This window comes from Pseudomonas sp. HP_12, from assembly GCF_055283955.1.
This window is the reverse complement of record NZ_JBTOQG010000021.1, coordinates 46,862-54,396: the sequence shown is the minus strand read 5'-3', so window position 1 is coordinate 54,396 and position 7,535 is coordinate 46,862. Positions and strand designations below refer to the sequence as shown.

At 62.5% G+C, this 7,535-nt stretch carries 5 protein-coding genes and 1 pseudogene; 3 read left to right on the top strand and 3 right to left on the bottom strand.

Annotated features, from left to right (window positions below; all coding sequences use genetic code 11):
* Window positions 1–239: 239 nt before the first annotated feature.
* Entirely contained in the window at window positions 240–881 is a 642-nt protein-coding gene (locus ACYASU_RS14985) for an HD domain-containing protein (RefSeq protein WP_463583248.1), read from the bottom strand.
* A 305-nt stretch (window positions 882–1,186) separates the two neighbouring features.
* Here ACYASU_RS14985 and rarD point away from each other — a divergent pair, with 305 nt between their 5' ends.
* Window positions 1,187–2,071 carry an EamA family transporter RarD gene (gene rarD / locus ACYASU_RS14980; RefSeq protein ID WP_463583244.1) on the top strand — a complete coding sequence of 295 codons (885 nt, stop codon included), beginning with the start codon at window positions 1,187–1,189 and terminating at the stop codon, window positions 2,069–2,071.
* A 24-nt stretch (window positions 2,072–2,095) separates the two neighbouring features.
* On the opposite strand, the gene zapE is transcribed toward rarD, so the two are convergent.
* Window positions 2,096–3,217, bottom strand: coding sequence for a cell division protein ZapE (gene zapE, locus ACYASU_RS14975; protein WP_463583243.1), 1,122 nt, complete (start codon window positions 3,215–3,217; stop codon window positions 2,096–2,098).
* A gap of 9 nt (window positions 3,218–3,226) precedes the next feature.
* Window positions 3,227–4,435 carry an MFS transporter gene (locus ACYASU_RS14970; RefSeq protein ID WP_463583242.1) on the bottom strand — a complete coding sequence of 403 codons (1,209 nt, stop codon included), beginning with the start codon at window positions 4,433–4,435 and terminating at the stop codon, window positions 3,227–3,229.
* A 203-nt stretch (window positions 4,436–4,638) separates the two neighbouring features.
* On the opposite strand from ACYASU_RS14970, the gene ACYASU_RS14965 reads away from it, so the two are divergent.
* Together ACYASU_RS14965 and ACYASU_RS14960 are read left to right on the top strand one after the other, a co-directional pair.
* Window positions 4,639–6,084: a SulP family inorganic anion transporter gene (locus ACYASU_RS14965; protein ID WP_282373063.1), complete on the top strand. Its 1,446-nt coding sequence runs from the start codon at window positions 4,639–4,641 to the stop codon at window positions 6,082–6,084.
* A gap of 339 nt (window positions 6,085–6,423) precedes the next feature.
* A pseudogene (locus ACYASU_RS14960) lies at window positions 6,424–7,503 on the top strand (HAMP domain-containing protein); the annotation flags it as partial.
* Between the last annotated feature and the right edge of the window lie 32 nt (window positions 7,504–7,535).

Here is a 7,535-nt window from a genome sequence, read left to right as displayed (position 1 = left end):
CCGTGGGCCGAGCGGCATGGATGCCGCGAGAGCCGCCCCCCGCCATGGATGGCGGATGGCGGCGGGCCCACGGAGCGAGACCGGAGTGGAGGAACCCTGACGAAGGAAGGGCCAAACCGAGAGCAAGCACCCTTGGTTACTTGGGGATGGTGCGACTTTCGACTTTTCCAAGTAACTCGCCGAAGGCGAAACGTCTGCCCCCAGGCAGACGCCCTCGATCTTAAAGACGTTGATCCAGATCACGCCTTCCAAGGCGAACGCCGAATAATCTCCACAAAATTCAGCGGCTTGAACGTCGGATCCTCATCCACCAACACATCCGCATTTACCGTCCCGAACGTCGTATCAGGCTTATGCCGAAACCCATCAGCAAACGCACACAAAATGCACCCCTTGAAATCCTCCCCGCGCGGGTGAGCATGGGTCACCACCTCCCGCTGCTCATCGCTGAACTCCCTGTAATTGATGCCCAACACATCCATCTCCACGCCCGCCGTCACCAGCGCCACGTTCGGCCGCAAATGCTCCGGCACGCCCGGCGTCGTGTGTAGCGCAATCGACAACCACACCTGCTCCACATCCCCCTCGGACAACCCAAACGGCTGCATGAACGCCCGCGCCGCATTGGCCGAATCCACCTCGAAACGCAGGTCCGCACTGCGATGCCGCTCCACCAGACCCACGTCATGAAACATCGCCCCGACGTAAAGCTGCTCGGCGTCATATTTCAGCCCCTTACGCTCCCCCGTCAGCGCCCCCCACAAAAACACCCGGCCCGAGTGATGGAACAGCAAATCGTCCTCCTGCTCGCGGATGTACTCGGTCGTAGCGCGGGCCAGCGCGCTGTCGGGGATCTTGATGCCAGCAATTGATTGAGTCATGGGAAGTCTCTCCAGCGGCCGCGCCGGTGTGGCGCGTTGAAGAGAAGTCTGGGCGACGGCGCATACCGGCTCAATCGGCACGCGGTCTCGATCTCTGCCAAACGTGCATCGTTTACTGCCAGCCCACCTGCGGTTTACCAGATTGCTGCGGACCGCCCGCCTGACCTCGGATAAACTCTGCGCCGTTGCAGTGCGCTGCGCCTCAAAAAGCGCTTTAAAAAGTGCCCTCAAAGCGCGCCATCAGAGCGCGCCGATCAAAGCATTCCTGCACCCCACACCTGATGTATCGACAACAAGGAGCCCCCGTGTACAAGGGCGTTGCGTTATCGGTCATGGCCTCCTGCCTGTTCGCGGTCATGTACTACTACACCTCACTCCTCACGCCATTGAGCGGTGAAGAAATCTTCGGTTGGCGCATGCTGCTGACCCTGCCCTGCGTGACCCTGTTCATGCTCTCCAGCGGCGACTGGAAACTCGCGCGCGCCCTCGGCGTCCGGGTGCGCCAGACGCCTGCATTGCTGGCGGGCATGGCGCTGTCGGCGACGTTGATGGGCGCGCAGCTGTTGCTGTTCATGTGGGCGCCGCTGCACGGCCGCAGTCTGGAGGTGTCGTTGGGGTATTTTCTGCTGCCGCTGACCATGATCCTCACCGGACGTGTGGTGTACGGCGAGCACCTGTCGCACCTGCAGAAAATCGCCGCCTGCTGCGCGCTGGTTGGTGTGGGCAACGAGCTGCTGCGCCTGGTCAGTTTTTCCTGGGAAACCCTGGTCGTCTGCCTGGGTTATCCGCTGTACTTCGTGCTGCGGCGCAAGCTCAAGACCGACAACCTCGGCGGTCTGTGGTGGGACATGCTGCTGATCCTGCCCGTCGCCTTGCTGTTCATCTGCCAGGGCAACCCGTCTGTGGTGGAACAATTCCCACGCTTCTATGTGCTGATTCCGGTGTTGGGGGCGATCAGTGCGTCGGCACTGGTCAGCTACATTCTCGCCAGCCGCCTGCTGGCGTTCAGCGTGTTCGGCCTGCTGAGCTACGTCGAGCCGGTGCTGCTGGTCGGTGTTGCCCTGCTGCTGGGCGAATCCATCGGCCGCGACGAATGGATGACCTACCTGCCCATCTGGCTGGCGGTCATGGTCCTGGTGGGGGAAGGCGCCAAGCATGTGTTGGCCCAGCGCCGACGCAACAGCGTGTGAATTGAAGTTTGCGCCTTAGCAGCGTTAACGACCGAACCGCGCCAGCTGCATCTCCTGCAAGCGGCTCAGCGTGCGTCGAAACGCGAACGCCAGATAGCCTTCGGTGTACAGCTCGGCCATCGGCATCGCGGCTTCGATGTACAGCGGCACCTTGCGGTCATAACACTCGTCCACCAGCGCAATGAAACGCCGCACGCCATCGTCATAGGGCGACAGCTGCGGCAGTTCGCGGTCCCCCGCGGTGACCTGTTCAACGCCATCCTCGGTACCACGGGCAATGCGCCCCTCGCGCTGGGGTGCGCTCAACGCCGGCACTTCACTCAACAATACCGCTTTGTAGCGATCGCACAGCTCGATGAAATCCATCGCCGCCAGCGGTTGCTCGCACAGGTCGGCATAGCGGCACCAGATCACCGTTCGACTGCTGCGCACCACCGGCACATGGCGACGACCCAGCGGCACCGGCTGAATCGACACCGACTCACCGCTGCTCAGCGCTTCGAATACCTCCACCAACGTGCTCGGCCCCTGCTCGGCCTTCACCCAGTAGCGCTGCTGCGCCTGACCGGGATGCAGCCGGTGGTCCTCGCCGCCGTCGACCGAGACCACCTCCATGAACTGGTTGATCGCCGTGATCGCGGGCACGAAACGCTCGCGGTTATGACCCGTGGCGTACAGCTGTTCGGGCAATTGATTGGAGGTGCACACCAGCACCACGCCCTCGTCGAACATTGCGCGCAGCAGGCCGCCGAGAATCACCGCGTCGCCGATGTCGTTGACGAACAACTCGTCGAAGCACAACACGCGCACGTCCTGGGCCAGCTCCCGGGCCAGCACCTGCAGCGGTTTGGCCACGCCGGTGAGCTGGAACAGGCGCTGATGCACCCAGCGCATGAAATGATGAAAATGCTGGCGGCGGGCCGGGACCTGCAGGCTGTCGTAAAAACGGTCCATGAGCCAGGTCTTGCCGCGCCCCACCGGACCCCACAGGTAAACGCCTTTGACCGCGGCGCCGCGCTTGCCGTCATTCAGCGCCTGCCAGCACGCCTGTAAGTGCAGCGCGGCATTGCGCTGCGCCTCGTCCGGCTGAAAACCCTGGGCATCAACGGCCTGCTGCCAGGCTTCAAGTGGAGACAGAACGGTCATCGAAACGCTTCATTCTGCAGTGGAAGATTGATCGTGGCGTCTGGAATACGAGGCGCCCAACAGATAGAAACAGCCGCCGGCAATGATGAAGGCCGCCAGCATGTAAAACATGAAATGCGCCGACTGGGTCGCCAGGGCAAAACCGCACAGTACCGGCCCCAGTGCGCCGCCGAGGTTGGAGAGGTTCTGCGCGCCGTAATACATGCCGCGCAAATGGGTCGGCGCGATGCGGTCGATGAACATGTACTCGGCCGGGAACACGATGATCTCGCCGAGGGTGAACACCGCCACCGCCAGCGACCAGTGCAGCACCGTTGTCGACAAGGCAAACCCGACCACGCCCATCAGGAACAGGCTGAAACCTGCGGTCAGCCACTGATTCAGGTACTGATGGCTGATGCGTTTGCCGACCAGGTACTGCAAGCAGATCACCACCGCCGCGTTCACCGCGACCACCGAGCTGATCACCTGATAGGTGAATTCCGGCGTGCTGGTGGTGACCAGGTATTGCGACAGGTACGCGGTGAATTGCCCGAACACCACCGCGCTGAGCACGCCGCCGACGGTGAAGCACACCAGCCGGTAGTCCTTGAGCAGGATGCGTCCGACGGCGATGAAGGAAACTGGCGCATTGGCCGGGTCCGCTGAACTCAGCTTGCGGTCCCCGTACATTGCGTAGACCAGCAAGAAGCCCAGGCCCAGCGCCGCCGACATCACAAATGGCAGCTTCATGTCCCAGTGGGCCAACCCGGCGCCAATGAACGGCCCGACCGCATAGCCGATGTTGATCAGCGTGTAGCGCACCGAGAACACTTTGCTCTGATCGCCCACCGGCAACAGCTTGCCGAACGCCGCCTTGACCACGATATCGATGACCGAATACGCGAAATTGAACGACACCAGAAACAGGAAAAACAGCCACAGCTTGCTGGTCACGCACATGCCGATGAAGCCGGCGACGAAGAACCCGGTGAAGCACAGAATCAACCGGTAGCTGGACAGTTTGTCGGTGAGGTAGCCGCCATAGAGGCTCAGCAACGAGCCGACAATCAGCGCCCCGCCGACGACCATGCCGATGTCGCTCATGCTCAAGACGAAATTCGAAGACAGGTAAATCACCAAGTACGGCAGGGTGATCGCCCTGCCCAGCGTCAGAAAAAGCGAGGACGAAAGCAGGAGATTGACTGAAGCCGGGTAGTGTCTGAGCGCAGCGAGCATCCGTGTTCTGTCCTTGATGACGTGCCGAGCCTTGATCACAGGACTCGGCGAGCTGTTTGAGTCAAACATCGTTACACAATCGGCCGCGACAGGACACCTGAAGAATGAGTGGACCTGGCAGGGTGCGGCATTTCCCCAACTGGCCGTCTGCGTTCACATTCCGTAACATCCCCTCCTTTTGCACGCCGCCCGCTAGGTACTCAATGAAACCCGCCCGTCTTCGCGCCGATGTCCTCGCCGGACTCACCACCTCTTTCGCCCTGGTGCCCGAGTGCATCGCCTTCGCGCTGGTCGCGCACCTCAATCCACTGATGGGCCTGTATGGGGCCTTTATCATCTGCACGCTGACCGCGCTGTTCGGCGGGCGTCCCGGCATGGTCTCGGGTGCGGCGGGTTCGATGGCCGTGGTCATCGTGGCGCTGGTGGTGCAGCACGGCGTGCAGTACCTGCTGGCGACGGTGTTGCTGGGCGGGTTGGTGATGATCGCGTTCGGGCTGCTGCGCCTGGGCAAACTGGTGCGGATGGTGCCGTATCCGGTCATGCTCGGGTTCGTCAACGGCCTCGCGATCGTCATCGCCATGGCGCAGCTGGAGCATTTCAAAAGCGGCGAAACCTGGCTCAGCGGCACGCCGCTCTACCTGATGATCGGCCTGGTGGCGATGACCATGGCGGTGGTGTATCTGCTGCCGCGCCTGACCCGATCGGTGCCGCCGGCGCTGGTCGCCATCCTCGGCGTCGGTCTGCTGGTGTATCTGTTCGACCTGCCGACGCGCACCCTCGGCGACATGGCGCACATCGCCGGCGGTCTGCCGGCCCTGTCGCTGCCGGACGTGCCGTGGAATCTGGACACCCTGCGCATCATCGCGCCCTACGCGATCCTGATGGCGCTGGTCGGCCTGCTGGAAACCCTGCTGACCCTGAACCTCACCGATGAAATCACCGAAAGCCGCGGCTACCCCGACCGCGAGTGCGTCGCCCTCGGCGTCGCCAACCTGGCGTCCGGCCTGTGCGGCGGCATGGGCGGCTGCGCAATGATCGGCCAGACGGTCATCAACCTCAGCTCCGGCGGCCGCGGTCGCCTGTCGGGCATCGTCGCCGGCGTGATGATCCTGATGTTCGTGCTGTTCCTGTCGCCCCTCATCGAGCGCATTCCGCTGGCGGCGCTGGTCGGCGTGATGTTCGTGGTGGCCCAGCAGACTTTCGCATGGGCCTCCCTGCGCGTGCTGCGCAAAGTGCCGCTGAACGATGTCTTCGCAATCATCGCCGTGACCATCGTGACTGTCCTCACCGACTTGGCCACGGCAGTGCTGTTCGGCATCCTCATCGCGGCGCTGAACTTCGCCTGGCAACAGGCCCGCGAGCTGTACGCCGACAGCCACATCGAGCCCAACGGCAGCAAGATGTATCACCTCCACGGCACGCTGTTCTTCGCCTCCACCACGCCATTCCTCGATCAGTTCGATCACCTCAACGATCCGCAGCAGGTCACGCTGGATTGCCGTCATCTGATCTTCGTGGACTATTCGGCGATCGCCGCGCTGAAAACCCTGCGCGAGCGGTATCAAAAGGCGGGCAAGCACCTGCGCGTGGTGCATCTGTCGGAGCGTTGCAAAAAACTGCTCAAGCGCGCGGGCGTGCAGCACGCTTGAGGCGAGTCACCCGCCGAAGGATGCGCGGCGCAGGGCGTGACGGCTCGGCACTGCGCGTCAGGTAACTGGCGCAGGGCTCATGCAGCGACGAGGGCTCGCCACTTTTCTGCGCACCGGCCAAGCATTTGTTCCAAAAAGACTCACTTTTTGTACACAACCCGCCCTGCGGTCTCTTCAGGATCATCCGCAACACCCCCACATTCAGTCCCCAAGTGGCGCAAGGCCAGCCGCCCGGGGCAACTTGACCACTTGATCAGCTCCGTGGCCCGGTAATTGCTCCGGGCAAGCCATCAGCACTGTTCCGTCCTGGTTGTGCGCTTTGGTTTTGCGGAGTTTTCTATGCCTGTCTGGCGAAAGAGTATTCAGTGGCAGCTGACACTGAGCATGGGGGCCGCGCTGGTGATCAGCAGCCTGATCGTGATCGCCATCTACGCCTTCGCGTTGAACAAACTGACCGACCGCTACCTGTTGCAGCAGGCGATGCCAGCCAGCGTCGACGCGATCCGCAACGATCTCGAACGGTTACTGGCCGCGCCCCTCACGGCGGCCAGCGACATCGGTGACAACACACTGGTTTCCGAATGGCTCGGCAACGGCGAGGACGCCGCCCAACAGCCTGCATTCATTCGTTATCTGGCGAAGGTGCAGCAACAGCACAACGCGCTGACGACTTTCATCGTCGCCAAGGAGACCGGCCACTACATCACCAACAAAGGCGCCGATCGCACCCTGCAGCGCGGCCCGGCGGAGAACGGCTGGTTCTACGGGTTTCTCGACAGCAACAAGCAGCGCTCGCTGGACATCGATATCGATGCCACGACCAAGGTGCCGACGCTGTTCATTAACCAGCGCATCGAGCACAACGGCACCGTGGTCGGCGTGGCCGGACTGGGTTTCAGCATGAGCGCGCTGTCGCAGATGGTCCGAGACTTCCACTTCGGCGAGCATGGCCAGGTCTATCTGGTCAGCCAGGATGGCCAGGTCAAGGTCCACCCGAACGCCGAGCTGAACGATCGCCAATCCCTCACCCAATTGGTGGGCGACGCTGCAGCGCGCAACCTGCTGGCAGGTAACGGAAACGGTCAGGCGCTGGAGTTCGAACGCAATGGCGAGGCCTACGTGGCGGTCGCCAAACCCGTCGCCTCGCTGGGGTGGACGCTGGTGAGCGAGGTGCCACTGGCCGAAGTCTATGGCCCGGCCAAGGATGCGTTGAGGACCATTTCGGCGATCAGTCTGGCGGTGGTGTTGTGCTTCCTCGGTTTCGTTGCCTGGATTGCCCGCGGCATTGTCCGTCCGATCCAGCAGGTGACGACGGCGCTGGTGGACATCGGCGGCGGTCAGGGCGACTTGACCCGACGTCTGGATGAGAGCCGTGCGAACGAGCTGGGCGATCTGGCCCGTGGCTTCAATCGATTCATCGAAAGCCTGCGTTTGCTGATCGGCGATGCGCT

Excerpts from the sequence above, each read along its gene's own strand:
- ACYASU_RS14985 (WP_463583248.1), bottom strand. The coding sequence starts at position 881 with ATGACTCAATCAATTGCTGGCATCAAGATCCCCGACAGCGCGCTGGCC.
- zapE (WP_463583243.1), bottom strand. The coding sequence starts at position 3,217 with ATGACCGTTCTGTCTCCACTTGAAGCCTGGCAGCAGGCCGTTGATGCC.
- ACYASU_RS14970 (WP_463583242.1), bottom strand. The coding sequence starts at position 4,435 with ATGCTCGCTGCGCTCAGACACTACCCGGCTTCAGTCAATCTCCTGCTT.
- ACYASU_RS14965 (WP_282373063.1), top strand. The coding sequence starts at position 4,639 with ATGAAACCCGCCCGTCTTCGCGCCGATGTCCTCGCCGGACTCACCACC.